The organism is Alteriqipengyuania flavescens, from assembly GCF_030406725.1.
Classification (GTDB): Bacteria; Pseudomonadota; Alphaproteobacteria; order Sphingomonadales; family Sphingomonadaceae; genus Alteriqipengyuania_B; species Alteriqipengyuania_B flavescens.
Genome location: NZ_CP129107.1, coordinates 1,745,435 through 1,770,038 on the forward strand (window position 1 = coordinate 1,745,435; position 24,604 = coordinate 1,770,038).

Genomic DNA, 24,604 nt, shown 5'->3' on the forward strand with positions numbered 1-24,604 from the left:
ATTGCTTCCCATTGCCCGGAGCGCCGTCAACCGGCCTCGGCTTGCGGTGTCCGGACTTGCATGCCTTTCCTTCTGTTGCGCCAGTACCCCAGAGCAATGAGGGCGAGCGTAATGATTTGCCCGGCTACCGGTTCAAGTGCCGGTGCAATGCCTAGGATCGGAACGCGGGGCAGATTCGGAAGCGGGGTGATCCCCAAAAGTCCGGCTTCCTGGAGGCCCGAGATGCCCTTCCCGGCCAGAACGACGGAAAGAATGCCGATCAGGATCGAGCTGTAGGCGAAGAAGGTTCCGATCGGCAGTCGCCGACTGTAGCGCAGCATCGCCCAGGCGATCAGCGCCAGCAACACGATTGCGGAGGCGGCGCCGACAAAAATTGCGTCGGCATGACCCTGGGTCCAGAGCGCTGCGAAGAACAGGATCGTCTCGAAGACCTCCCGGTAAACCACGAGGAACGCCAGCCCGAACAGAAACCATGCGGACCTGCGCGACAGAGCGTGCTGCATGGTCTTCTGGATATAGCGTTGCCATTCGCCGGCCTGCGATTTGCCGTGCATCCAAATGCCAACCGACAACAGTACGAGAGCGGCAAAAAGCGACCCGAACCCCTCTACCAGCTCGCGACCTGCCCCACTTATGCCGATCAGGTAAGTCGCTGCCACCCAAGTCAGGCCACCGGCGACAAGGGCCGACAGCCATCCGCCATGGACGAAGGGCAGAACTTCGGTTCTCTCGGCTTTGCGCAGGAACGCGATCATCGCGATCACGATCAGCAACGCCTCGAGCCCTTCGCGCAACAGGATCGCAAAGGCTCCTGCGAATGCCGAGGCCTCACTGGCATTGTCCGGGGCGAGAACCGTCTCGGCGTGGTAGAAAAGAACGTCGAGCGCATTCACCCTTTGGGCGACGGCGGCCACCGGATCCCCGCGACCTATTGCCGCTCGAAGCTCGGCCATGCCGGTTTCGACAGATGCGAGCAGGTCTGCATCGCGCGTGCTTAAAACGGCTTCCAAAGGTTCGAAGCCATCGAGATAGGCCGAGAGCGCGAGTTCGCGCGCTTCGGCCTTATTACCCGCTTCGTAAGCGGCAAGACTTTGCTGCAAGCGTTCGCGTGCCAAAGCGAGTGAGCCGGTCGTATCGCTGGCCACGGCTTCGGGATGAGCCCGCAAATAGGCCATAACGGCATCGGCACGCTCGGTGCCGATCGCCTCGCCAAGGGCTGCCGGGGTAAGGCCGGATAGAGCGGCGAGGTCAGGAATACGCGCCCGGATTTTCGGATCGTCGTTCCAGATCCGTCTGCCGCGCTCTACATTCTCAAATGCGATCGACCCTGAATAATAGGCAAGGCTCCAGCGATCTTCCGCCGGGAGATCGGAAAAGCCCGGCATGGCCGTTCCTTCCAGCCCTTGTCCGATGACCTGATAGAGCGCGAAAGCGCTGCGCTCGCGGGCACGGATGACGTCGCCAAAAGCGATTGGCGGGGGATCGAGTCCCTCTGCGGCAGGGCCGTCGCCGCCACCGCTTGGGCCATGACAGCTTGCGCAGTTCTGGGCGTACAGTGCGGCACCTCGCGCGAGGTCGGGTGCCGCCTCGGGCGCAAGCGGAACGGGAAACGCCGCGATCAGCTCGCTTGCCAATCTGCGCGCGTCGCGCGCGACGACAGCAGGCTCCACCTTCGCCGAGATTGACTCGACGAGAGCCTCTGCGTCCGCAACCAGTTGGGCACGTTGCGCGTTTGCGGGCAGAGCAGCCATGCGTTTGGCTACCGAGGCAGAAAATTCCTGCATTTCGGCATATTCCAGCTCGTTCGTGACTTCACCGTCGCTGACGGCCTCAGTGTAATCCACGGCGATGTAATCGAGCAGGCGCCAGGTCGTCTGAACCGCGCCATGCGTGCCTGCAGAAGCGGGCATTGCGACTGCGATCGACAGGAAAGCAATCAATTGGACCGCAAAAGCACGTAGCGTCATTTGGAGGCGGCCTTTCTCTGTGCAGGAGCATGCTGCGCGCGAAGTTCGTCGGTCGCGCGCTTTACAATGAGGTAAGCCGAATGCAGGAAGATCAGGGCGATCACCGCCGCGACCAGCAGATCGGGCCAAGCTTGTCCGGTCCAGGCGACTAGGGCAGCAGCGATGATCACTCCGACATTGGCGATCGCGTCATTGCGGCTGAAAAGCCAGATCGCGGATACATGTGCGTCGCCTTCGCGAAACCGCATGAGCACAAGCGCCGCCGCGATGTTGACTATCAAGGCCGCGACCGCGATCCCGCCCATCAAGCTGGCTTCAGGCGCGACCGCGTTAAGCGAGCGCCAGACCGCCAGACCGATCACTCCAAGACCCAGCGCGCCCAGAAACAGGCCCTGTGCCAGCGCGACCCGCGCGCGCGCGCGGGCACTCCACGCAAGTGCCAGGATGCCGATCAGCGTGATCGATCCATCGCCGATGAAGTCGAGGGCGTCAGCCTTGAGCGCCTGGCTGTCCGCCAGAAATCCGCCGAAGGCCTCGACAATACCGAATCCCAAATTGAGCACGACCACTATCCAGAGCGCGCGGCGATAGGCCGGGTCCACACCTGCTCTTTGCGTATCGCCGGTGCAGCCACAATCCGATGTTTCATTTTCCAACATGGGACACTAGCTAGCACCTCCAGTGGCTGTAGAGGCAAGCTGCAATCGCGAATGTTTCGCGATGTTAAGTGTCTAAGGAGTAGATTCATGCTTATCGGAGGTTTGGCAAAGGCCACCGGGACCAAGGTCAATACGATCAGGTTTTACGAGGACATCGGACTGATGCCTGAACCCGAACGTACGGCAGCGGGCCAGCGAACCTATACGGAGCGGGATGTTAAACGACTGGCCTTCATCCGGCAGGCGCGCAAACTGGGCTTTTCCATCGAGGAAGCACGCTCTCTCCTGGAACTGAAGAACACGCCTAATGGAAAGTGCGATAAGGCGAGTGATATTGCGAAACGACATCTACTTAGTATCGAAGAGCGCCTCACCCATCTTGAAGCACTGCGTGCAGAGCTGGAAAACGTAGTGGTGTCTTGCAAAGGCGGCGACTTGTCGGACTGCAAGATCATTGAGACGCTCTCTCAATCCCGCCCCAGTTTTGTGCCCGCGAAGAAAAGAACCCGAAGCCGTGCGTTCTCAGCTCCCTGAGTGCCGCGGCGGTGCGATCAGAAGCTATGAAGGTGGCGAAACACCGCCGGAATCCATCCGCTCCGGCAATCCATTTCGCTGCATTGAGAACCCACTGAGGTACGAGGGCGCGAAAAACCGCTTGCCCCTACAGTCGCTGGAGGGGTTATTTGAAAATCCGAATCCGATTTAGGTTCGCTTGAGGCGCCAAGATGTTTGAGCTGCATGGATTGATTTCCGTTAGAATTGTCGCCGCTGTTTTGGCGGTGGCGGCGCTGATGGTGTCGCCGGTGGTGGAAGCCGCTCAATGCGGCGATGAAATGTCTTCGGCAATCTATGCGAACGAAACGATTGATGCGGATACCAGTGACGGGTCTGAGCAAGATGGTCCGCAGCTCTAGGGCTGTGCGCATGGGCATTGCCACCACCTGTTCGCAGCATTGGTATCCGATAGTCATGGTCAAGCGTTCGGCGAAGCCGTCATCATTACTACCTCTTTCCCAGACGTGAAAATAGCCGGCGAGGCGCACGGTCTGCCCCAACGCCCTCCTCGAAGCTGACAGGTTGAATCGCGCTGTCCCACGCAGCGCACACCGGATCATCAGCAGAGGAAATATTCAAAAATGTCAGCCACAAGTTGGCGGGGCGCCTTGATTGCAGGGCTCTCCATCGCCGCGATTGCCACGCCCATGGTCGCACATGGGCAAGAGCTTCTATCGCTGGAAGACGCGTTGACCCGGACAGGCGTAGTTAGCGAAACCACGGAAGGGGAGTTAAATCCACGCATCGTCGGTCCTCGGGCGGACGCCGAGGCCGCGCGTTTGCTCGTGGAGCAGGCCCGACTTCAGCCCAACCCTGAAGTCTCTCTCGAGGTCGAGGAGTTTGCTGGCAGCGGTGCCTTTTCCGGGCTGAGAGCGACCGAGTACACGCTTGCGGTAGGGCAGCGGATCGAGCTGGGCGGCAAGCGCGGCGCACGTGTCGGGGCTGCCCAGGCAGAGGCGCAGCTGGCGGGCTTGCGAGCCGAGCTTGCCGATGCCGAGCTCGGCTTCCTCGTTCGCGAGCGTTATGTTGCGGCGGCTGCTGCAGCTTCGCGTGTCGACCTCGCCCGCGACGTGGTAGAGCGTAACCAAGAACTTGCGCGCATAGCCGGTGTGCTGGTCGAGGTGGGCCGCGAACCACCGCTGCGTGCCTTGCGCGCGGAGGCTGCCCTCGCGGAAGCGAGAGCGGAACTTCAGGCGGCGCAAGCGGCCAGCGTAGCGGCACGCACGGCGCTTGCCTCGTTATGGGGCGAGCAAGGAACGCCACCACTCGTGCCTGGCGATTTTCCCGATATTGAGCCGCCAGTGACGGTGCTGATCTCGACGACAGGTCTGCAATTGCAGGTGGCGCGTGCAGAAAGCACGGCGGCGGCCGCCGAAATCGAGCGCGAGCGCAGTTTGCGCATCCCCGACCCAGTCGTTTCGGCCGGTGTTCGGCGCTTCGAGGAAAGTAACGACCACGCGTTCCTTGTTGGCGTTTCAATTCCGCTTCCTTTTCGCGATCGCAACCAGGGCAATATTGCCGCTGCCCAAGCTAGGTTACGTGCAGCCAATGCTCGCGAGGCGGTGGCCCTGGCCGACTTCGAACAATCGGTGGCCCGCGCGCGAGCGCAATATCTCGCCGCCGAAACGCGCGTTGAAACACTTTCAACAACCTCACTTCCGCAGGCCGAGGAGGCGCTGCGGCTCGTCCGCATCGGATACCGCAACGGTCGCTTCCCGCTGATCGAGGTGTTGAGCGCGGCAGAAGCGCGCGATGCCATCCGCGAGGCTTTGATCGCCGCGCAGGAAGACCGGGGACAGGCTGCCGCCGAGCTTATCAGGCTTGCAGCACAATGAGGAATTTTCAGATGACCCGTAGAAAATTGGCGATCATCGCCGGAATCGCCCTTCTTGCGGCAGCACTGTTGCTGATGCTCTGGCCAGATGGCCAGGTTGACACTCATGCCGACGAGGAAGCGGCTGAAGCCGAATTGCCAGAGGGCTTGGTCCTGATCGGAGAAGAACAGATTCGCGCGGCCGAAATCGAGGTAGCCGCAGTGCAAACCGGTGCGGCAGTTGAACTGGTATTCCCCGCGACCGTCGCAGCGAGCCCGACCGCTAGCGCCCGGATCGATGCGCGCGCATCTGGTGTTGTTCGCAGCGTTGGCAAGACGCTTGGCGATTATGTCCGTCAAGGCGAGACCGTCGCACGTATAGAAAGCGCCGATGCCGCGGCTCTCGCTTCGCAGCTTAGCGTTGCCCGTGCCCGGGTAACCGAGCTTTCGGCTGCCTATGAACGCGAGCGGCGCCTGTTCGATGCGAATGTAACAGCGCGCCAGGATCTCGAAGCCGCCCGCGCCAATCTGGACGTCGCGCGTTCCGAACTGAACCGTGCTCAGGCTGCTGTCGCGGCAGCAGGTGTAAGCGGCGATGGACGTTCGCTCGCGGTGACGAGTCCACTTTCGGGCCGCGTCACCGCTGCCCCCATCGTGCTCGGCTCATTCGTCGATGCCGGCGAGGAGCTTTACCGCGTCGTCAACCCGAACGGTCTCCAGATTGAGGTGGCGTTGCCTTCAGAAGACGCCGCGCGCATCCAGCCTGGCGACGAGGCGGCGCTGATCGTCGGCGATGGCCGCGAGATTGGTGCACGTGTGCGCTCGGTCACACCATCGCTCGATCTCGAAAGCCGCAGTGCCACCGCTGTACTCGGTCTGACGCGCGCTGTTCCCGGCCTTCAGCCTGGTTCTTTCCTCCAGGCGCGCATTCGTCCTTCGGGCGAAGTGGACCGGAGCCGCATCGCAGTTCCCGAAGATGCCGTGCAGGTGCTCGAAGGCCGCGATGTCGTCTTCGTGCGAACGCAGCGTGGGTTCCAGGCGCGAGAAGTCGAAGTCGGCAGCCGGTCCGCCGGAATGGTGACGATCCTGTCTGGCCTCACCGCCGGGCAGCGAATCGCGACCGATAACGCCTTCCTGTTGAAGTCTGAACTCGGAAAGGAGAACGTCGAAGATGACGACTGATCATGTATCGACGCCTTCGAGTGAGGGTAGCCAACGCCACGGCCTGATCGGGATGGTTCTTGATGTCGCCGTGCGCTTCCGGTGGGCGATCATCATCCTGACGGTGTTCGCCGCGATCTACGGCGCGTTCAATTTGCTGCGCCTGCCGATCGACGCGGTGCCGGACATCACCAACACGCAGGTCCAGATCAATACCAGTGCGCCCGCGCTTTCGCCCTCACAGGTGGAGACGCAGGTGACCTTTCCGATCGAAACCGGTCTTGCCGGGATCGAGGGGCTGGAAATGACCCGCTCGATCTCGCGCAACGGTTTCAGCCAAGTCACCGCGATCTTCGAGGAGGGGACCGACCTTTATTTCGCCCGCCAGCAGGTAAACGAGCGTCTCGCGCCGATCGGAGCTTCGCTGCCCGAGGGCGCGGAGCCCACGATGGGCCCGATTTCCACCGGGCTTGGCGAAGTGCTGATGTATACGATCGAGTATGAGCATCCCGGCGGCAAGGGTGCGACCACTGGCGGCCGGACAGGCTGGCAGTCCGATGGCAGCTTCATCACCGAACGTGGCGACCGCCTCGAAAGCGAAGTGGCCAAGGCGGCTTATTTGCGCACAGTTCAGGATTGGGTCGTCGCACCGTTGATGCGCTCCGTCAACGGAGTGGCCGGGGTCGACTCGATCGGAGGCTTCGAAAAGCAATTTCTGGTTCAGCCCGATCCGGCCCGTTTGACAGGTTACGGCCTCTCTTTCGACTCGCTGATCGATGCTCTCGAAGCGGCGAATCTGGCGGCAGGTGCCAACTTCGTCAGTCGCGCAGACGAGGCTCTGCTCGTAAGGGTCGATGCACGGCTCGGCGGGATCGCGGATATTGAACAAGCCGTCATCGCTACCCGCGAAGGTGTGCCTATCCGTATTGGCGATGTCGCCGATGTCGAAATCGGCGGCGATCTGCGAACAGGCGCCGCCTCGCTGAACGGCGAAGAAGCTGTGGTCGGAACGGTTTTGATGCGCAGCGGCGAGAACAGCCGCACGGTATCGGCCGAGGCGGCTGAACGGCTTGACGAAGTCCGCGCCTCGCTTCCTGCAGGGGTAGAGGCCGAGATCGTCTACAACCGTTCGTCTCTTGTCGATGCGACCATCGCAACGGTCGAGAGAAACCTGCTCGAAGGCGCGCTGCTGGTGATTGCAGTGCTGTTCCTAATGCTTGGCAATATTCGAGCAGCGATCATCACAGCTCTGGTTATTCCCGTGTCGATGCTGATGGCGGCGGTGGGGATGAACCGGCTCGGTGTTTCGGGCAATCTGATGAGCCTTGGGGCGCTGGACTTCGGGCTGATCGTCGACGGTGCTGTCATTATAGTCGAGAACAGCGTCGCGCGGCTCGCGGCGCGACAGCATCGCGAGGGACGCTTGCTCACGTTGGGCGAGCGGCTGACCGAGACGCGTCTGGCAGCGCAGGAAATGATCAAACCGACCGTTTACGGACAGGCGATCATCTTCCTCGTCTTCGCGCCGCTGCTCACTTTTACCGGGATCGAGGGCAAGACGTTCTCGCCTATGGCGATCACGATGATGCTCGCACTGGCTTCGGCCTTCGTGCTGTCGCTGACCTTCGTCCCTGCGATGATCGCGGTGCTGCTCAACAAGAAGCTTACCGAAAAGGAGGTCAAGCCCATTCGCTGGTCGAAGGAGCGTTATGGCCCAGCAGTTCGCAAGGCTATTGCGCGGCCCTGGCCGGTTATTGGCACCGGGGTCGGGATCTTCGCGGTCGCGGCTGTCACGTTTGGGTTTCTCGGTAGCGAGTTTACGCCGCAGCTCGACGAGAGGGATCTTCTGGTCCAATCGATACGCATTCCTTCGACTCCCATCGAACGCTCGGTCGAGATGCAAAGGCGGCTTGAAGATCGGCTTGTTCGTTTTCCCGAAGTTGAACTGGTTTTCTCGAAAACCGGTACCGCAGAAGTGGCGAGCGACCCCATGCCCCCGAATATCTCCGATGCCTTCGTCATGCTTCGTCCGCGGGACGAATGGCCAGACCCCTCCAAGAACAAAGAAGAGCTTATCTCAGAGATTGAGGAGGATCTGGAAGGGCTGATCGGCAACCTGTACGAATTTACCCAACCTATCGAAATGCGCTTCAACGAATTGATTGCAGGAAGCCGCAGCGACCTTGCCGTCAAGATTTATGGAAACGATTTGGCGCAATTGACGACCGCAGCCGATGATGTCGCCGATGTTATGCGTGATGTCGAGGGTGCGGCAGACGTTCGCGTTCAACAGGTTAGCGGCTTTCCCACGCTCGACATCGCTTTTGATCGCCCGACCATCGCGCGATACGGACTGACTGTCGAGGAGGTGGCCCAATCGGTGGCGATCGCGCTTGGGGGACGGCCTGCTGGCCTCGTATTCGAAGGCGATCGCCGGTTCGACGTCGTTGTGCGGTTGCAAGATGCCACCCGAAACGATTTCGACCAGCTCGGGGCTCTCCCGATCGTCCTTGAAAACGGTGTCACCGTTCCGCTGCGCACGCTGGCCGATTTTCAGGTGGTCGACGGCCTCGCGGAGGTCCGCCGCGAACAAGGGCGTCGGCTCGTGATCGTATCAGCCAATGTGCGCGAACGTGACCTCGGGTCGTTTGTTGAGGAAGCACAGGCCGGTGTCGCGGCCCAAGTTGATCTGCCGCCCGCATCTTTCATCGAATGGGGTGGCCAGTATCAAAACCTGCAAGAAGCACAGGCACGGTTAGCTATAGTTGTCCCTGTCTGCTTCGCCCTCGTTCTGCTCCTCCTGTTCATGGCGCTCGGAGGCTGGGTTCCGGCGCTTGCGGTATTCAGCGCCATACCCATGGCCCTCGCTGGCGGCGTCTTCGCACTGGCTTTGAGAGGCATGCCGTTTTCGGTGTCGGCCGCGGTCGGCTTCATCGCCCTGTCGGGCGTGGCGGTGCTCAATGGCCTCGTCATGATGACCGCCATCCGCCAGCGTCTGGAAAAGGGGATGCCGCTGGATGAAGCCATCGCCGATGGCGCGCTTGCGCGTCTGCGACCGGTGCTGATGACCGCACTGGTGGCCTCGCTCGGCTTCGTGCCGATGGCGATCGCCACCGGAACAGGCGCGGAAGTGCAGCGTCCATTGGCTACGGTGGTTATAGGCGGACTGATTACCGCAACTGCGCTGACTCTGTTCGTTCTGCCTGCAATCGCACGTCTCGTCCTGCACCGTTCGGATGACGAGCGCAGCTGGCGCGAGAAATGGTGGGACCGTTTGCGACGCAACGTAACGCGCGAAGAGCGGCGGGAATTAAAAGATGTGACATGACCGGAATGAGTTGGAGATGTCAAATGTTGAAAATTGCAGAAGACAAGCCGTCGTTCAGACTTCGAGCCCACGCAAATTCTCGAAGTTTCGACCACAACAGTCTTATGAGCCGGTCCATGCCGGTCGCTGCCAAAGCTTGGTGTCGCAGTGGAGGAAGTATCACATGAGCGGCGATGCAGAACTTGAGCTCGACACAGACGATAGGCGGCATACGCTTTGGATTGTCCTCTGGCTCAATGTGGCGATCGCTATAGGTTTTTTCGTTGTCGGCTATTTCGCTGATTCCAACGCATTGCTTGCAAATGGCCTGGACAATTCGTCAGACGCGATCGTCTATTTATTAAGCCTGCTGGCGTTAACCCGTTCTCGAACCTGGAAGCGCGGCGCCGCGCGCTTTTCCGGTATCATGCTCCTCATCTTCGCTGGCGGCGTCATCGCCGATGCCATTCGGCGCTTCCTCGAAGGCTCTGATCCCGGCGGTGTGATGATGATGGTGATGGCGGCGGTGGCAGGTGTGGTGAATTTGGTTTGCCTGCGAATGCTCCAGAACATGAAAAAGAAGGACGTCAATTTACGCGCTGCCACGACCTTTAGCTTCAACGATTTCATCTCTAACGGTGGGATCATCATTGCGGGCATCATCGTCATGCTTACCGGCGCGAACTGGCCCGATCTTGTCGTGGGCGTCGCCGTTGCGGGTATCGCGCTTTACGGCGGCATCGACATTTTGCGAGATGCGCATAAGGATCGCCATGACGAAGAGGGTACCGAGCACCGCAAGGTCGACGAATTTGGCAGATAACCGGCCAAGATGGTTATATTTGCGACGCGTTTGACATCCGGCTGCGAACCCTTGGTTATCTACATTGCTGATGCAGTCGGAACCCAAGCCTCCGCTATAAGAGGCGACGCCGGACAGAAATCTCAGAACGGGATAGCTTCTACGCCCCACAGGTGGCCGACATGCGCGGAACTAACACTCGGAATGCCTCGTTTCCTCCATTGAAAGCTCGATTACGAATGAGGAGATAAGCCATGAAAGCCCAAGATGTAATGACAGCTAACCCCGCATGCTGCAGTCCATCGAGCACCGTGCAAGAGGCAGCTTCATTGATGGTCGATAATGATTGCGGCGAAATCCCCGTTGTCGATGATTCCGGTGCGTTGGTGGGCGTGGTGACCGACAGGGACATCGCCTGCCGCTGTGTTGCCAAAGGCAATTCCTCCGACCAACGCGTTGAGGAGGTGATGACATCATCACCTGTTACTGTCACCGCCGATGCAAGCGTCGACGAATGCTGCACCAAGATGGAAGACAATCAGGTTCGGCGGCTTCCGGTGGTCGATGACGAAGGCAAATGCTGCGGCATCGTTGCGCAGGCCGATATCGCCAGAAGCGCAGCTGAGAAGGAAACGGGTGACCTCGTGCGCGAGGTATCCGAAGCTAGTTCGGAGCCAGCTTCGGCGGGATGCTGCTAGTCGCAAAAGACTATTTATTTTACGCGCTTAAAGCGGACGGGGCGATCTGATCGGTCCCCGTCCGCAATCGCTCGTTACTTGCCAATCGCCTCGCCCCCGACTATCTCGGGCCGGTGAAGTTCACTCGTACCTTGACCTTGATCCTTTTTGGCTTCGGACTCTTTGTCCAGGTTGGAGCGAATGCGGCAGCCCTTGCTCAGATCGAGGCGGCGGAGATGAGCGATTGTGCCGAGATGGCCGATAGCGATACATCCACCGATCCGGCAGGACCATGTTCCAGCATGACGCTCGATTGCGTGATTGCCATGAATTGCCTGCCGCCTCTGGCTCTGTCGAATGCGACTGAAATGGAGGGTGCGCCCCTTCGTTTGGTACCGAGCTACCTTGTTTCTGCGGCCCCGTGGTTTGAAACAGATTCACCGCGACCGGAATCGCCTCCTCCAAAACCAATCCTCACCGTCTAGTTTTTCCTGGAGGCGCGCTGCGCCTTTTGCGAGACTAACGAACGATGCAGCCGCACGAACCGGTCTTCGCCGGTGCGGCATGCTATGTCGTCAGCTCGCTCTGCACGAGTGAGATTTATGAACTGGCGAATTGGTTGGGTGCCGTTATCGGCCCTGCTGGTCGCGCAGGCTGCCCAAGCGCAGTCGGTCGGCTATGAAGAAACCCTTGCGGCGGCGCCGTCGGAACAGCCCATGCTTGAAGCGGGCGCTTTGCGCATTCAGGCGAGGCGCGATACCGCGGACGCAGCGGACGAATTGCCCGATCCTCGCGTTCGTGCAGGCGTGATGAACTTGCCGGTCACCGGACCTGCGGCATTTGATCCCTATGCGCAATTACCGACGCAGCTCGCGGTGGGCATCGAGCAGGAAATTCCCAATCTTGCCAGGCGGCGAGCACGATACGGCCTTGCCGGATCCGAAATCGGTATTGCCGAAGCCCGTCTTGGCTTGTCCGAACGTTCCATCCTCGCCGAGGCGGGGACGGCTTGGATTGGCCTGTATTATGCCCAGCAGCGCCTCGCTCTTGCGCGCGACTCTCTGGACGGCTTGAGGGACTTCGTTCCGGTCGCCGTCAGTGCCGTCGCTTCGAGATCGGCTCGACCTGCCGAAAGTCTCGCGATCCGGCGCGAGCTTCTCGAAATCGAGGATGCCATTACCCGGATCGAGGCCGCGCGCGCAGCCGCGCGTGCCCGGCTGCAGCGCTATATCGCCGGAAGCGAGCCCGTCGCTGCGGGGGGCGCTCCCCTAGTTACCGTGGACCCGGAAGGGCTTCGGTTCGCGTTGGAGGCCAATCCGGAATTGCGTCTGGCGGACGCCGAGCAGCGACGAGCCGAGGCTGCAGCCGATTTGGCACGCGCTGAAAAGCGGCCTGATTTCGGTGTTAGTGTGACTTATGGCCACCGTAATCCCGATTTTGGCAGTGTCGTATCGGTCATGGGATCGGTCACTCTGCCAATCTTTACCGACAGGCGGCAGAATCCGCGCATCGCGGCGGCCGAAGCAGACGCTGCTGCCGCCTCGGCCGTGCGCGCCGACCGCCTGAGGGCGATCACGGCCCGGTTCGAAGCCGATCTGGCTGCGTGGCGCAGTGCACTGCAGCAATGGGAACGTGCGCGTGACCAGCTTCTCCCGCTCGCGCGGGATCGTGCGCAGCTCGAAACCGCCAGCTTCGCTGCTGGGCGCGCCGACCTCGTCGATGTGATCGCAGCCAAATCTGCGCTGGCGTTGCTCGAGCTCGAGATCCTCGAACGCGAACAGATTGCTGTCGAAGCCGCTGCAATTCTACGTCTTACTTATGGGGAGGACAGGCCATGAAAGCCGTGTTCGAACGTCTTTCGCCGCGCCAGCGTTCATATGCAGCGGCGGCGGGTATTGCCCTGATCAGCCTGGGGGCTGGCTACGGTCTGTCGATGCTCGGCGGCGGCAGCGATGACGGTGACGCTGCTGCCGATGCCGGCTGCGAAGAAGTGCTCTACTGGTACGATCCGATGGTGCCGGATCAGCGCTTCGACGAGCCGGGCAAGTCGCCGTTCATGGACATGCAGCTGGTTCCCAAATGCGCTGGTGGCGAGGCGCAGGCTGGCGAAGGGGTCAGCATCGATTCCGCAATGGTCCAGAACTTCGGGATCCGCACTGCCGAGGCCGAATACGGCGTGCTGGAACCGGAAACGACGGTGACCGGCACGCTTGCCTATAAGGGCAGCGAGGTGGCGATCGTCCAGCCACGCGCGGGCGGCTATGTTCAGCGAACATACGGCCACGCCCCGCAGGATCTGATCGCAAGAGGCGCGCCGGTCGTCGATTTGCTGGTGCCTGAATGGGGCGGCGCCCAACAGGAATTTCTTGCCGTGGCGGCCACCGGCGACGCGGCGCTTACCAGTGCTGCCCGCCAGCGCCTGCGACTGCTCGGGATGCCGGAAGGCGTGATCTCCTCGGTTGCTCGAAGCGGCAGACCGCAATCGACGATCACCGTCACCGCGCCGCAATCGGGCGCCATTACCTCGCTCGGTGTAAGGCCGGGCATGACCGTCGTGGCGGGGCAAAGCCTAGCCGAAATCAGCGGCTACAGTCCGATCTGGCTCGAGGCGGCTGTGCCGGAGGCGCTGGCGGGGAGTGCCCGCGTTGGACAGCCGGTAAGCGCAACGCTCACCGCTTTTCCTGGCGAGCGATTTGCAGGGCGTATCATTGCCATCCTGCCGAGTGCACAGGACGCAAGCCGGACGATTACCGTGCGCGCGGCGATGCCCAACCCCGGCCTTCGCCTCAAACCGGGCATGTTTGCGCAGGTCACGATCGCTCCTGAACGGCGTGAAGCATTGCTCATCCCGTCGGAGGCCGTGATCCGCACCGGCGAACGCACGCTGGTGATGATCACTCAGGAAAGCGGAGGATACCGACCTGTCGAAGTCCGGATCGGGCGAGAAGCAGGCGGCCGCACCGAAGTTCTCGCGGGACTCGCGGCAGGCGAGGAGGTGGTTACCTCCGGCCAGTTCCTGCTCGATTCCGAGGCCAGCCTTGCCGGTATCGATGTGCGTCCCACCGAGGATGCGCCAACGACTGTCGGGGAAAACGAAGCGCAGGCGAATGCGGACGAGCCGCGCACCTATCGAGCCACCGGCACGATCGAACGTATCACTGCTGGCAGCATCACCTTGCGGCACGGGCCGGTTAAAGCTCTGGAATGGCCAGCAATGACGATGGGTTTTGCCACTGAAGGTCCGGCCCAGGTTCGCGGTTTCCAACGCGGCGACCGGGTGACCTTTACCTTCGTTCAGGCAAGCACCGGGCCACGCATCGTCTCGATCCGGAAGACCGGCCAGTGATCGCGCGGATCATTGACAGTTCGATCGCCAACCGCCTGTTCGTGGTTCTGGCGGCGATCGGTCTGGCGCTCGCCGGCTTCTGGGCAGTGCGGACCACCCCTGTCGATGCGCTTCCCGATTTGTCCGACGTGCAGGTGGTTATCCGCTCCAACTATGCCGGGCAGGCCCCGCGTATCGTGGAGGACCAGGTTACCTATCCACTGGCGACGACCATGCTCTCGGTGCCGGGAGCAAAGACCGTGCGCGGTTATTCGTTTTTCGGCGATAGCTATGTCTACGTAATTTTTGAGGACGGGACCGATCTCTACTGGGCGCGCTCGCGCGTGCTCGAATATCTCAACCAGGTCCAGAACCGCTTGCCTGACGGCGTCGAGAGTACGCTTGGTCCCGACGCAACCGGTGTGGGATGGATTTACGAGTATGCCCTGGTTGACCGCAACGGGGGTCACGACCTTGCAGGGCTGCGAAGCCTGCAGGACTGGTTCCTGCGTTACGAGCTGAAGACCATTCCGGGCATCGCCGAGGTCGCCAGCGTGGGGGGCATGGTCAAGCAGTATCAGATCGTCCTCGATCCTTACCGCATGGCCTCGCTCGGCGTGACTCACGCCGAAGTGGTCAAGGCGGTCCAGGCCGGCAATCAGGAGGCGGGCGGATCCATCGTCGAGATGGGCGAAGCGGAATTTATGGTGCGTTCGTCAGGCTATCTAGGCAGCCTCGATGATTTCCGCGCGATCCCTCTGCGCGCCGAAGCGGGGGGTGTCCCGGTGACGCTTGGCGATGTGGCCAATCTACAGATCGGCCCCGAACTGCGCCGCGGTATCGCTGAACTGAATGGCCAGGGCGAAGTCGCGGGCGGCATCGTTATTCTGCGGCAAGGGGCCGACGCGCGCGGTGCGATCGAGGCGGTGGAGGCGAAGCTGGAACAGTTGAAGGCGAGCCTGCCCGACGGGGTCGAGATCGTCACCACCTATGACCGTTCGCAACTGATCGACGCGTCGGTCGATAACCTCACCACCAAACTGATCGAGGAATTCATCGTCGTCGCGCTCGTGTGCCTGTTGTTCCTGTGGCACGCCCGCTCTGCGCTGGTCGCCGTGGTCACCTTGCCGCTGGGCGTTCTGGCAGCCTTTCTCGTGATGCGCTTCCAGGGCGTGAACGCCAACATCATGTCGCTCGGGGGCATTGCCATCGCGATCGGCGCGATGGTCGATGCGGCGGTGGTGATGATCGAGAACGCGCACAAACACATCGAGCGCTGGACCGAGGACAATCCCGATACGGTCATGTCGGCTAACGAGCGCTGGCGGATCGTCGCGGACGCATCGAAGGAGGTCGGCCCGGCGCTGTTTTTCAGTCTGCTGATCATTACCCTGTCCTTCCTGCCTGTCTTCACCTTGCAGGCGCAGGAGGGGCGGCTCTTCGCTCCGCTGGCCTTTACCAAGACATATGCGATGGCGGCGGCGGCGATCCTGTCGGTCACGCTGGTTCCAGTGCTGATGGGATGGCTGATCCGGGGCAAGATCCCGCGGGAAGACAGCAATCCGATCAACAAGGCGCTGATCCGTGCCTATCAGCCGGGGCTCGACTCGGTAATGCGGCGTCCGAAAGCGACGCTGGTCATTGCCGGACTGCTCTTCGCGACGACGTTGGTGCCCTTCACGCGGCTGGGCGGCGAATTCCTGCCTCCGCTCGATGAGGGCGATCTGCTCTACATGCCGAGCGCGCTTCCCGGGCTTTCGCCGGGTGAGGCATCGGCACTGCTTCAGCGGACCGACCGCCTGATCAAGACCGTTCCCGAAGTCGACACCGTTTTCGGCAAGGCCGGCCGCGCTGACACCGCCACCGATCCCGCGCCGCTGACGATGTTTGAGACGACGATCAGCTTCAAGCCGCGCGAGGAATGGCGCGAGGGGATGACGCCCGACAAGCTGGTCGAGGAACTCGACCGGGTGGTCCGGGTCCCGGGCCTCGCCAATGTCTGGGTGCCCCCGATCCGCAACCGCATCGACATGCTCGCGACAGGCATCAAAAGCCCGATCGGGGTCAAGGTCTCAGGCGAGGATCTGGGCGAGATCGAACGCGTGGCGCTTCAGGTCGAACAGATTGCCAAACAGGTACCAGGTGTCAGTTCGGCGCTCGCTGAAAGACTTTCGGGCGGGCGCTACGTCGATGTCGATATCAATCGCCTGGAAGCGGCCCGCTACGGGCTCAACATCGCCGACGTGCAACAGATCGTCTCGGGTGCGATCGGCGGTGCCAATGTCGGGCTCACGGTCGAGGGGCTGGCACGCTATCCGGTCAACGTGCGCTATCCGCGCGAGATTCGCGACAGCGTCGATGAGCTGCGCAACCTTCCGGTTCTGACCCCTGCGGGACAGCAGATCACGCTTGGCACAGTGGCGGATGTCCGCGTGACCAGCGGTCCGCCCATGCTCAAGAGCGAGCAGGGCAGGCCGACCAGCTATGTCTATGTCGACGTGCGCGGGCGCGATCTCACCTCGGTGGTGGGCGATTTGCAGGAAGCGATCGGAGCCGAGGTCGATCTGCCCGCCGGCGTCAGCCTGTCCTATGCTGGGCAGTTCGAATATTTGACCCGCGCCTACGAGCGGTTGCAGATCCTCGTGCCGGCGACGCTGGCGATCATTTTCCTGCTACTTTACCTGATCTTCCGCCGCTTCGACGAGGCGCTGCTGATCATGGGCACGCTGCCATTCGCGCTGACTGGCGGGTTCTGGCTGCTCTACCTTATGGGATACAACCAATCCGTCGCCACCGCCGTCGGGTTCATTGCGCTGGCAGGCGTGTCAGCGGAGTTCGGCGTGGTCATGCTGATCTACCTCAAGGCCGCACTCGAGCGGCGCGGCGCCAATCCGGACGCGACCGACGTGAGCGAAGCCATTCGCGAAGGCGCGTTGCTGCGGGTCCGGCCCAAAGCGATGACGGTTGCGGTCATTCTTGCCGGCCTGTTTCCGATCCTGATCGGAACGGGTGCGGGCTCGGAAGTGATGAGCCGGATCGCCGCACCGATGATCGGCGGGATGATCACCGCCCCGCTGCTGTCAATGTTCCTTCTTCCCGCCGCATACCTCTTGTTGCGGCGCCCCCGGATCGAAAGGCCGACCCAACCCCAAGGAGACGAAGAATGCGTAGTGCAACCCTCATGACGATGCTCGCCGCCACACTGGTGCTTGCCGCATGCGATGCGAGCGAGGAAACCGGCACCATGCCCATGGCAAGCGAGGACATGCCGATGATGCAGTCCGGCGAAGCCGGGCGTACCGCGAGCGCCGAAGGCACGATCACTGCCATCGACGCGGATGCCGGTACCATCACGGTCGATCACGGAGCGGTCCCGGCTGTCGACTGGCCTGCCATGACGATGGCGTTCGAGGCCGGGGAAGCGCTGCGCGGTGAACTCGCAGTGGGCGATGCGGTGACTTTCGAGTTCCGGACAAGCAATGCCGGTAACGAGATCATCTCGGTAACCGAGCGGTGAACGAAGCGACTTTCAGTCCGTTGAGGTATCGAATGGTTGAAAACCAGGCCCGTGCCGCCGCCATTCTTGAAAATCGATTGGCAGGCCGGGCAGAGCCCCCCGCGCCGCAATCGGTGTTCCGCCGAGCCTGACGCCTTGCCGCTCATGTCTCGACGCGAAACGCATGCGTTTGGACCCATAAGGAGTAGAAATGATGCCGAGGAACCTAGACACACCCTCTCGCCGGCTTCGCGCCGGATTTACCGCTCTGTCGCTGAGCATTCTCGCCGCATGCACCAGCGCTGTGCAGGCCGCGCCTTACGTGATGTTCCGCGATCCCCAGTGCGGATGCTGCGAGGAATGGGCCAAGCACGTCCGCGCCGAACTCGGTTACGAGGTCGCCGTGCGTGAAGACCGGCCGATGGCCGAGGTCAAGGCGGAGGCAGGCGTCCCCGGCACTCTTCGATCCTGCCACACGATGGAAATCGAGGGTTATGTCATCGAGGGCCATGTTCCGGCCCGCGAGATCGAGCGGCTGATCAAGGAGCGGCCCGAGGGCGTGCGCGGCCTCGCCGTTGCCGGAATGCCGCTGGGTTCCCCCGGCATGGAAGCGGGAGGCCGGTCGCAGCCCTTCGAAGTCGTCGCCTTCGGACCCGGCGGCGCGAAGGTCTACGCCGCCTATCCATGAATTCTCGAGAGGAGATTGCCATGCCGCAAGCGGACGATGAACATGCAATAGGCGCAGTCGCGACGCCTGGTACCGCGGTCGATCCGGTCTGCGGGATGGAGGTCGAGATCGAAGGTGCGGCACACGTGGCCGAGCACGAGGGCACGCGCCATTACTTCTGTTCGGGGCGCTGCCACGACAAGTTTCTAGCCGATCCCGATCTCTACCTCTCGGGCCGGCACCTGGATGCCGTCGAGGATGTGCGCGAAGGGACGATCTACACCTGTCCGATGCATCCGGAGATCCGCCAGCCAGGACCGGGATCGTGCCCTATCTGTGGCATGGCGCTCGAACCCGAGACGATCAGCCTCGATGAAGGTCCCGATCCCGAACTCGTCGACATGCGTCGCCGGTTCTGGGTCAGCGCGCTCCTGACCCTGCCGCTGTTCATTTATGCGATGGGGGACATGGTGCCCGGAATCGGTTTTGACCGTCTGATCGCGCCGGAATCGGCGCAATGGGCCCAGTTGCTGCTCGCAAGTCCGGTTGTGCTGTGGGGTGCCTGGCCGTTCTTCGTGCGCGCCTGGCAATCGCTCCGGACGCGCAATCTCAACATGTTCACGCTGATCGGCTTCGGCGTCGCCATCGCCTATCTCTTCAGCCTCGTCGCCACTCTCGCTCCCGACATGTTCCCCGAGGCGTTCCGCGATCACTCGGGGCGCGTGGGCGTTTATTACGAGGCGGCGGCCGTGATAACCACGCTGGTCCTGCTCGGCCAGGTGCTCGAACTGAAGGCGCGCGGGTCGACGTCCAGCGCCTTGCGGGCGCTGCTCGAGCTTGCGCCCCCAACCGCGGTCAAGATCTTCGGCGGCGGTGATGAACGCGAGGTGCCGCTCGACCAGCTGGTCACCGGCGACCGGCTTCGGGTGCGGCCCGGCGACAAGGTGCCGGTCGATGGCGAGATCGAGGAAGGGGCGAGCGCAGTCGATGAATCGATGATCAGCGGCGAACCTTTGCCGGTTGCCAAGAAGGCCGGAGATCCCGTGATTGGCGGAACGGTCAATCAGACCGGCGGCTTCGTCATGCGCGCTACCAATGTCGGCAAGGACACGATGCTGTCCAAGATCGTGCAGATGGTGGCGGCGGCTCAGCGCAGCCGAGCGCCGATACAAAGGCTGGCCGATCAGGTCGCGGGCTGGTTTGTGCCGGTTGTCATCGGCATCGCTGCGGTCACGTTCGCGGTCTGGGCTTTCTGGGGGCCGGCACCTGCGCTCGCCTATGCTTTGGTCAACGCGATCGCCGTGCTCATCATCGCCTGCCCCTGCGCCCTGGGGCTTGCCACTCCAATGTCGATCATGACCGGTACGGGCAAGGGTGCGCAGCATGGCATCCTGATCCGCAATGCCGAGGCTCTCGAAACGCTCGAGAAGATCGACACGCTGGTGGTCGACAAGACAGGCACGTTGACGATGGGCAAACCCGACCTGGTTGCCGTGACCCCGATGGCCGGGATCGACGAAGCCGAGTTTCTGTCCGCCGTGGCCGCGGTTGAAATGGGCAGCGAGCATCCACTGGCGCACGCGATCGTCGAAGGTGCGCGAGGCCGCGGCATATCGCCTGCCAGCGCCACCGCGCTCTCGTCGACGACCGGCGAAGGCGTGGAAGCGACGGTCGGCGAGCGGCGGGTCGCGATCGGCAACGAGAAGCTGATGCAAAGCGTTGGCATCACCGATGAGGACTGGCTAGCCTCCGCCCGGGATGGCCGCGAGCAGGGCCGCACCGTGATGTTCGTGGCGTTTGATGGGCAGCCGGCGGGGCTCCTCGCCGTCGCCGATCCGATCAAGCCTACGAGCGCCAGTGCCATTGCGGCGCTTCACCAGCGCGGAATCCGCGTCGTGATGCTGACCGGTGACAGCCGGGCGACGGCCGAAGCGGTGGCGCGCGAAATGGGCATCGATGAAGTGCACGCCAATGTCTCGCCGGAGGACAAGCACCGGCGGATCGAGGAGCTCAAGGCGGAAGGCCGCCGGGTTGCCATGGCAGGAGACGGCATAAACGACGCGCCCGCGCTGGCGGCCGCCGATGTCGGGATTGCCATGGGAACAGGCACCGATGTAGCAATCGAAAGCGCCGGGGTGACGCTGGTTCGCGGAGACCTCACCGGCGTGGTCCAGGCGATCGTGCTGTCACGTGCGACGATGCGCAATATCCGGCAAAATCTGTTCTTCGCCTTCGCCTACAACACGCTCGGTATTCCGGTTGCTGCAGGTGTGCTGTTTCCCTTTACCGGCTTACTGCTGAACCCGATGATCGCTGCGGCGGCGATGAGCCTCTCCTCGGTATCAGTGATCGGCAACGCGCTGCGTCTGCGTCGTCTGCGATTGTCGGCGTCGCAGACCAGCTCGCCTGAGGAAAGCGTTTGGTGAAGCTCGATAGTCCCGAAAGCTAGCTGGCGATTTCCTGTCACCTAATCGCGTTTCTTTGAAGGATGCTGCAGATGCCGTTCTACTCCATGGACGAGCTCTCTGCATGGCAGATCGTCGTCGGTTGCAACTTCGCTTCTCTCGGGGACGCGGGCCTCATTGTTTTCGCCTATGTTATCGCATCCCTGGCGGCGAACGGTTGCTATTGGCTACGCAGCCCGAAGCAACGTTCGCTGACGGTCTTTCTGGGAACCGGGCAAATTGTTCCGTTTGCTCTAAAATTTGTCGCGTTACGGGTACCGTGGGGTTGGAACTATCCCGAGCGGATGCTCATATTGTTGGGGATCGGAGTGATCCTTCCGATCATGTGGGGGGTCGTCCCGCTGCTCGCGGTTGGCCTCACGGCCTGCTCTTTGCGTGAACCGCCTGTCGATCAATGAATATAGATGAAAGAAGATTGTATGGCAAAACGCAGATCGAAAGGTGAACACTACGGAAATTACATCCGCTTCAGGTAATGATCGGCACGTCTACTTTCTTCATATTCGGACTGATGTACCTCAACGCCGATCACATTTTCCGGAGCGACGCGCGCTTCTGGAAGGCGTTTGTTCTCGGCGCTGCGATGATGGCAGTGATGGATTGGATTCCACTTGGCGAGAATCGCTTCGATGTCCGCTTTCGGGAAATTGGTGTGAGCGGGTGAACGACCAAAATGGGGGCGCTTTGCTGCCAGAATTCTATACGCTATCAGCAGCACTATGCGGGATGAATGGAACGGCGAGGATGAAAAGCGAGCATCTAAAGCGCGCAGTCCGCTAGTTGATATAGGGGTACGGAAGGGGGTAGAAAATTTCGACCGTTACTTTTTATTGTTTAAAATCAATTAGCTGTGAAATGCTTTCGAATCCCACCCGCTCCGCCACACGTAAACCACTGATACAGTAATATTTTCTTCTGGTGCGCACCCCCCGCAGTTCCGCGCGCTTCACGCCCCCATGCGGTCTGCAGAGAACGAACAAACGCCCCGATCAGACCGGTCCTCGCGCAGATGGCGCAGCGGACCTTGCTCATGCGGCCACCTTGCCACCAGCCTTGCGCTGCCCGAAGAAGGCAGGACCGGACCAGCGCGTGCCGTGCGACTAGCAGCTATGCGCCCCTACCCGGTCATTCACCGTTCCCTTCGCAATACCTAAAAGCCGCCGCTGCGCCTGTTGGCAGGTTCAGGCCGAACTGTTTCTCGATCGCTCTATCGAGATAGCGCCCGATAAATGCAGAATCGGTAGCTGCGAGCGGCGGGTATTCTGACGCAACGAATAGCTCCGAATTTTGCCCCTTGTAGGTAGTCACAGGTATGAACTTCTTTGATTTCCTTGACTGGCTTGCAGAAACCAATCGCTCGATCACTCGCTCAGGCCGGAAAACAAGTTCGGCATGCGATACCAGCACGTGTCCGGCGGCACGGGATGCCACATCGATCCAGTTGCGCAGTTTGGCTGTGCGCATGGCGATGGCGTTGGCAAACGGTAAACCGGTTTGGGGGCAAAGTTCCTCTTCGATCGGCTGCCCGAACCTGGGATGGTCTGCGTCGACACCCCAGAAATCCTCGTCCCATACACTGCGCCATTCGGCCCGGATGAATTCGCCGAACTCCAGGTCCTTCATGTCCGGATGGGCATGCCACGGCCTGGCGTGCAAGCTGCGAAGCCACTGGTCGGCCTGCCTGGCAATGACGACGACGAGGACATCTTCGGGAATTTCGACTTCCGGCGGAACGAGCCAGTGCTTGAATCCGAATTCTTCGGTGAATTCGAGATCTTCCAGATTCCGCTCCAGCAGTTTTATCAGGGCATTCGTTCCGCTGCAGCGCTGGCCATAGACCTGGAAACGACTGAATTTCGCGGTGACCAAGGGGCGTCTCCGTTCTGGGCACAGGCCTCTTAACCCTCCGGACCCCGGCTTTCCGCATGATCGATGTTAAGTGGCCGCAACACTTTGCCAGCCCGAACGTCAACAGGTCATGGCGGGACAGATCGACATTGACGATGGCGCTGATGCAGCCGATAGGCAGGGTTCGCTCGTCGAAGTTCTGCGAGCGCATATCGCGGAGGATGGTTTCCCTTGCGTCGGGGCAAAATCGGCCCTGGCGACCGGTCGGCTCAAGGTGCTCACCGCCCGGTCGCTGACAAGCGGCTGGAACGATCTGGAAATTCACGAAGCCTTGCTGAAATGGAGTGAGGAATACGCCAGCGACCCCGAAGGTTTGCGCAGCCTTGCCGTGGTCTTTTCCGGCCCCGACGATCTGGATGAAGCGGGGTTCGAGAAAGCGATGTGGGACAGGCTGAACTCGCTCGCAGCGAAGGACGAATGGCGCGGACTGGATTACGATCCCAACGTCAGCAGCGACCCTTCCGATCCGCATTTCTCCCTCAGCTTCGGAGGCGAAGCCTATTTCGTCGTGGGCATGCACCCACACGCGTCGCGCGCCGCACGGCGGACGCCGCATCCCACGCTGGTCTTCAATTTGCACGACCAGTTCGAAGCGCTGCGGGCCTCGCAGCGTTACGAAAGGATGCGCGAGACGATCCTGAAGCGGGACTTGGCGCTGGACGGGTCGATCAACCCCATGCTTTCACGCCACGGCACCATGAGCGAGGCGCGGCAGTATAGCGGCCGCGTGGTCGGGGAAGACTGGCGCTGCCCCTTCTCCGATCCGAGGGCCGGCAAATGACCCGCATCGAACCGCGCACCGGCACGGCCATCGAGTTGTCTAAAGGGCAGGTGCTGACCGTGACCGATCCCGAAGGAGGCCAGGTGAGCGACCTGCTGGCCGTATCTCGGGCCGATCCGGCAGAAATCCTCTCTAATGGCAGGACGTTCGATTACGAGGAGCGAATCCTGCTGACCACCGGCGCGCGGCTGTGGTCGAACCGGTCGAACCCCATGCTCACTATCTTAGAAGATACGGCACCTGCGCATGATTTCCTTCTGACGCCCTGTTCGAAGGATACTTTCCGCCACTTCTATCCCGACAAGCCGGTCCACCGCGGCTGCTTCGGAAACCTGGCCGAAGCGCTGGAACCATATGGCGTGACGCCCGATGACATCCCCACCGCCTTCAACGTATTCATGAACGTACCGGTCGCCGGGGACGGCAAGATTTCGGTCGATCCGCCACAATCGTCCCCCGGTACCTTCACCCGTTTCCGGGCCGAGATGGACCTGGTCATCGGGCTGACCGCCTGCGCGGCCTACGCATCGAACGGCGGGACGTTCAAACCCATCGATTACGACGTGAGCGGCTGAGGCGATGCTGGATATTCTCGAATGGTACGGCGCCATCGCTGCCGTAATCGCAGCCTTGGTCGTGGCGACGAACGTCAATGCACGGGTGACCGGGTGGGCCTTCGTGCTCTTCGTCACCTCCTCGCTGGCGCTTACCGCCTGGGGCTTTCTCAGCGAGGACGCCAGCGGAATCGGCTGGCAAAACATCGCCCTGCTGCTGATCAACCTATGGGGCGTCTATCGCTATCTCGGCCCGCGAAAGGGCGGTGAAGAAGAGAGCGCCAAGACCGCTGAAGAAGCGGGGTGAGGAACACGATGCCAACGATCGGTTCCGCCGGTACGATACTGCTGGGCGGCCTGGCCGGACACTTCGCATCGGGTGCGATCTACTCCTCTCTCGAAGCGCGGGACATGACCTCGCGCTGTCGAGCCCGGCACTCTATCTCGGCAGTGCCATTGCGGCGAGG

21 protein-coding genes are annotated in these 24,604 nt (G+C 61.6%); 18 read left to right on the forward strand and 3 right to left on the reverse strand.

Annotated elements, in window-relative coordinates:
- Positions 1–26 precede the first annotated feature (26 nt).
- Positions 27–1,967 (reverse strand): cytochrome c/FTR1 family iron permease, encoded by a 1,941-nt coding sequence (locus QQW98_RS09075; protein WP_290134641.1) that lies wholly within the window; start codon positions 1,965–1,967, stop codon positions 27–29.
- Positions 1,964–2,626 (reverse strand): cation transporter, encoded by a 663-nt coding sequence (locus QQW98_RS09080; protein WP_290134642.1) that lies wholly within the window; start codon positions 2,624–2,626, stop codon positions 1,964–1,966. The genes QQW98_RS09075 and QQW98_RS09080 overlap by 4 nt, the downstream gene beginning before the upstream one ends.
- An 87-nt stretch (positions 2,627–2,713) precedes the next feature.
- Here QQW98_RS09080 and QQW98_RS09085 point away from each other — a divergent pair, with 87 nt between their 5' ends.
- From QQW98_RS09085 to QQW98_RS09155, 15 genes are all read left to right on the forward strand, one after another.
- On the forward strand, positions 2,714–3,160 hold the full coding sequence (locus tag QQW98_RS09085; protein ID WP_050775903.1) for a MerR family transcriptional regulator: 447 nt from the start codon (positions 2,714–2,716) through the stop codon (positions 3,158–3,160).
- A gap of 191 nt (positions 3,161–3,351) precedes the next feature.
- The gene (locus QQW98_RS09090) at positions 3,352–3,540 is read left to right on the forward strand and encodes a hypothetical protein (protein WP_290134643.1); all 189 of its coding nucleotides are present in this window, start codon (positions 3,352–3,354) and stop codon (positions 3,538–3,540) included.
- Between the two features lie 249 nt (positions 3,541–3,789).
- Positions 3,790–5,016: a TolC family protein gene (locus QQW98_RS09095; protein ID WP_290134644.1), complete on the forward strand. Its 1,227-nt coding sequence runs from the start codon at positions 3,790–3,792 to the stop codon at positions 5,014–5,016.
- 11 nt (positions 5,017–5,027) lie between these two features.
- Positions 5,028–6,176 carry an efflux RND transporter periplasmic adaptor subunit gene (locus QQW98_RS09100; RefSeq protein ID WP_290134645.1) on the forward strand — a complete coding sequence of 383 codons (1,149 nt, stop codon included), beginning with the start codon at positions 5,028–5,030 and terminating at the stop codon, positions 6,174–6,176.
- 43 nt (positions 6,177–6,219) lie between these two features.
- Entirely contained in the window at positions 6,220–9,483 is a 3,264-nt protein-coding gene (locus tag QQW98_RS09105; RefSeq protein ID WP_156320627.1) for an efflux RND transporter permease subunit, read from the forward strand.
- Between the two features lie 163 nt (positions 9,484–9,646).
- Positions 9,647–10,285, forward strand: a complete 639-nt coding sequence (locus tag QQW98_RS09110; RefSeq protein ID WP_290134646.1) for a cation diffusion facilitator family transporter — start codon at positions 9,647–9,649, stop codon at positions 10,283–10,285.
- Between the two features lie 233 nt (positions 10,286–10,518).
- The gene (locus tag QQW98_RS09115) at positions 10,519–10,962 is read left to right on the forward strand and encodes a CBS domain-containing protein (protein ID WP_067468590.1); all 444 of its coding nucleotides are present in this window, start codon (positions 10,519–10,521) and stop codon (positions 10,960–10,962) included.
- Positions 10,963–11,543: 581 nt separating this feature from the next.
- A complete protein-coding gene (locus QQW98_RS09120; RefSeq protein WP_290134647.1) occupies positions 11,544–12,779 on the forward strand; it encodes a TolC family protein in 1,236 nt (411 codons plus the stop codon).
- Positions 12,776–14,287 carry an efflux RND transporter periplasmic adaptor subunit gene (locus QQW98_RS09125; protein ID WP_290134648.1) on the forward strand — a complete coding sequence of 504 codons (1,512 nt, stop codon included), beginning with the start codon at positions 12,776–12,778 and terminating at the stop codon, positions 14,285–14,287. Before QQW98_RS09120 ends, QQW98_RS09125 begins: the two co-directional genes overlap by 4 nt.
- Positions 14,284–17,451, forward strand: a complete 3,168-nt coding sequence (locus tag QQW98_RS09130; protein ID WP_290134649.1) for an efflux RND transporter permease subunit — start codon at positions 14,284–14,286, stop codon at positions 17,449–17,451. The genes QQW98_RS09125 and QQW98_RS09130 overlap by 4 nt, the downstream gene beginning before the upstream one ends.
- Entirely contained in the window at positions 17,430–17,783 is a 354-nt protein-coding gene (locus QQW98_RS09135) for a copper-binding protein (RefSeq protein ID WP_228167085.1), read from the forward strand. The genes QQW98_RS09130 and QQW98_RS09135 overlap by 22 nt, the downstream gene beginning before the upstream one ends.
- A 190-nt stretch (positions 17,784–17,973) precedes the next feature.
- Positions 17,974–18,450 carry a DUF411 domain-containing protein gene (locus QQW98_RS09140; RefSeq protein ID WP_308423515.1) on the forward strand — a complete coding sequence of 159 codons (477 nt, stop codon included), beginning with the start codon at positions 17,974–17,976 and terminating at the stop codon, positions 18,448–18,450.
- A gap of 20 nt (positions 18,451–18,470) precedes the next feature.
- Positions 18,471–20,855, forward strand: coding sequence for a heavy metal translocating P-type ATPase (locus QQW98_RS09145; RefSeq protein ID WP_133494783.1), 2,385 nt, complete (start codon positions 18,471–18,473; stop codon positions 20,853–20,855).
- A 71-nt stretch (positions 20,856–20,926) separates the two neighbouring features.
- Positions 20,927–21,292, forward strand: coding sequence for a hypothetical protein (locus QQW98_RS09150; protein WP_228167087.1), 366 nt, complete (start codon positions 20,927–20,929; stop codon positions 21,290–21,292).
- 77 nt (positions 21,293–21,369) lie between these two features.
- Positions 21,370–21,558: a hypothetical protein gene (locus tag QQW98_RS09155; RefSeq protein ID WP_290137055.1), complete on the forward strand. Its 189-nt coding sequence runs from the start codon at positions 21,370–21,372 to the stop codon at positions 21,556–21,558.
- A 461-nt stretch (positions 21,559–22,019) separates the two neighbouring features.
- On the opposite strand, the gene QQW98_RS09160 is transcribed toward QQW98_RS09155, so the two are convergent.
- Complete coding sequence (locus QQW98_RS09160) at positions 22,020–22,763, reverse strand: hypothetical protein (protein WP_290134651.1); 744 nt, start codon at positions 22,761–22,763, stop codon at positions 22,020–22,022.
- 109 nt (positions 22,764–22,872) lie between these two features.
- On the opposite strand from QQW98_RS09160, the gene gntA reads away from it, so the two are divergent.
- The 3 genes from gntA to QQW98_RS09175 are packed head-to-tail and all read left to right on the forward strand — an operon-like array spanning position 22,873 to position 24,444.
- On the forward strand, positions 22,873–23,583 hold the full coding sequence (gene gntA, locus QQW98_RS09165) for a guanitoxin biosynthesis heme-dependent pre-guanitoxin N-hydroxylase GntA (protein ID WP_404800889.1): 711 nt from the start codon (positions 22,873–22,875) through the stop codon (positions 23,581–23,583).
- Positions 23,580–24,158: an urea carboxylase-associated family protein gene (locus QQW98_RS09170; protein WP_290134653.1), complete on the forward strand. Its 579-nt coding sequence runs from the start codon at positions 23,580–23,582 to the stop codon at positions 24,156–24,158. The genes gntA and QQW98_RS09170 overlap by 4 nt, the downstream gene beginning before the upstream one ends.
- 4 nt (positions 24,159–24,162) lie before the next feature.
- Complete coding sequence (locus tag QQW98_RS09175; protein ID WP_290134654.1) at positions 24,163–24,444, forward strand: hypothetical protein; 282 nt, start codon at positions 24,163–24,165, stop codon at positions 24,442–24,444.
- Positions 24,445–24,604 lie beyond the last annotated feature (160 nt).

Coding starts and splice junctions, on each gene's coding strand:
- QQW98_RS09145 (WP_133494783.1), top strand. CDS start 18,471: ATGCCGCAAGCGGACGATGAACATGCAATAGGCGCAGTCGCGACGCCT.
- QQW98_RS09155 (WP_290137055.1), top strand. CDS start 21,370: ATGATCGGCACGTCTACTTTCTTCATATTCGGACTGATGTACCTCAAC.
- QQW98_RS09135 (WP_228167085.1), top strand. CDS start 17,430: ATGCGTAGTGCAACCCTCATGACGATGCTCGCCGCCACACTGGTGCTT.
- QQW98_RS09120 (WP_290134647.1), top strand. CDS start 11,544: ATGAACTGGCGAATTGGTTGGGTGCCGTTATCGGCCCTGCTGGTCGCG.
- QQW98_RS09140 (WP_308423515.1), top strand. CDS start 17,974: ATGATGCCGAGGAACCTAGACACACCCTCTCGCCGGCTTCGCGCCGGA.
- QQW98_RS09090 (WP_290134643.1), top strand. CDS start 3,352: ATGTTTGAGCTGCATGGATTGATTTCCGTTAGAATTGTCGCCGCTGTT.
- QQW98_RS09100 (WP_290134645.1), top strand. CDS start 5,028: ATGACCCGTAGAAAATTGGCGATCATCGCCGGAATCGCCCTTCTTGCG.
- QQW98_RS09115 (WP_067468590.1), top strand. CDS start 10,519: ATGAAAGCCCAAGATGTAATGACAGCTAACCCCGCATGCTGCAGTCCA.
- QQW98_RS09075 (WP_290134641.1), bottom strand. CDS start 1,967: ATGACGCTACGTGCTTTTGCGGTCCAATTGATTGCTTTCCTGTCGATC.
- QQW98_RS09175 (WP_290134654.1), top strand. CDS start 24,163: ATGCTGGATATTCTCGAATGGTACGGCGCCATCGCTGCCGTAATCGCA.
- QQW98_RS09125 (WP_290134648.1), top strand. CDS start 12,776: ATGAAAGCCGTGTTCGAACGTCTTTCGCCGCGCCAGCGTTCATATGCA.
- QQW98_RS09150 (WP_228167087.1), top strand. CDS start 20,927: ATGCCGTTCTACTCCATGGACGAGCTCTCTGCATGGCAGATCGTCGTC.
- QQW98_RS09110 (WP_290134646.1), top strand. CDS start 9,647: ATGAGCGGCGATGCAGAACTTGAGCTCGACACAGACGATAGGCGGCAT.
- gntA (WP_404800889.1), top strand. CDS start 22,873: ATGGCGGGACAGATCGACATTGACGATGGCGCTGATGCAGCCGATAGG.
- QQW98_RS09170 (WP_290134653.1), top strand. CDS start 23,580: ATGACCCGCATCGAACCGCGCACCGGCACGGCCATCGAGTTGTCTAAA.
- QQW98_RS09085 (WP_050775903.1), top strand. CDS start 2,714: ATGCTTATCGGAGGTTTGGCAAAGGCCACCGGGACCAAGGTCAATACG.
- QQW98_RS09080 (WP_290134642.1), bottom strand. CDS start 2,626: ATGTTGGAAAATGAAACATCGGATTGTGGCTGCACCGGCGATACGCAA.